General features: G+C 33.9%; 1 protein-coding gene and 1 pseudogene. Both read right to left on the bottom strand.

Translation table 11 applies throughout. From position 1 onward, the window contains the following. Positions 1–401, bottom strand: a 401-nt coding sequence (locus AC1DTM_RS27525; protein WP_477001380.1) for a metallophosphoesterase, incomplete at its 3' end; no start/stop codon positions are given. Positions 402–848: 447 nt separating this feature from the next. Then, positions 849–1176: pseudogene (locus AC1DTM_RS27520) on the bottom strand (DinB family protein); the annotation flags it as partial.

Genomic DNA, 1176 nt, shown 5'->3' with positions numbered 1-1176 from the left:
GTATCTAATCCAAAGTTAAATTCATGATTTCCAAATGCCCAGGCGTCATATCCCATTGTATTCATCGCTACCATCATTGGCGATTGTGGCTTATCGTTGAATAATTCTACTGAGTTTCCTTGAATTGTATCCCCGGCATCTACTAATATGGTATTTGGATTTTCTTGACGTACCTTCTTTATAACCGTATAAAGCTGCGTCAAACTTCCACTCATATTTGCTCCATCAAGCGCATAATCCCAAGGCATAAATCTACCATGAATATCTGCAGTACCTAACAATGTAATATTAACATCAGATTCCTCAGCCTTAGAAATAGCTGGTTTGACTGTTACTGCTGTTACAAGAAGCATAAGAATAATAAAATAGCATACATAGTTCTTCCATTTCATTTTTTGCATAATAACAATATTTCTCCCCTTTTTGTACTGTCATAAAGTTGCYTGAACTTTAAAAATGTAACTTATTATTCGGAAAAATTCAACTGCAAAAATAAAGAGAATAAAATGCATATATCCCCTAACAGAATTGTATTTTATCGTTTTCTGACAAAATACTTCTTGCTCAAACGTGTGAAGAGTGCTAAACCAACGGTAGATGTATATGTACTTCCAAAAATAATAACCCCGCTCTCCACTTAAGACGGGGTTACACTTATACAGCATATCGGATTCAGCATTTTTTCGAATGTTCGTTTCCTCTTCAAGAGTAAAATCTGCTAGTTTCGTATTTTCTTCTGATTATTGGTTGCTTTCAACTAAATTCATCATAATTTTAATCAGGACTTCTATTTTATCACTCGAAACCTTGATGCTATCCCAAATCGCTCAAAAAATAGATAATGATGTTTACTTTTCAACTCCACAAAGCAATTTTATCTCTTTAATTTGTTCTATATGACGCTGTTCATGCAAATAGATCAGTTCTATCCACTGATCAAGAAGTAATTCTCCAAGAGCTGGATGCGTCACTGATTTTTTCGCTAATATAGATTCATCTTCTATTGTACTCAGGAAACGCATCAATTCTTTTCTAGCGTTGTTTAACAAATCAACCATTTGCTGCACTTCAAATGCTTCTATACTTGGTTCAATCATTTCTGGGGCTATAAATTTTATCGATCTATCTAATACAATAGTGTGAATTTCTTTACGCTCATTTAGGATACTATCCATC

This window comes from Bacillus sp. P4_D3, assembly GCF_056401855.1.
This window is presented reverse-complemented; position numbering and strand designations above follow the sequence as displayed.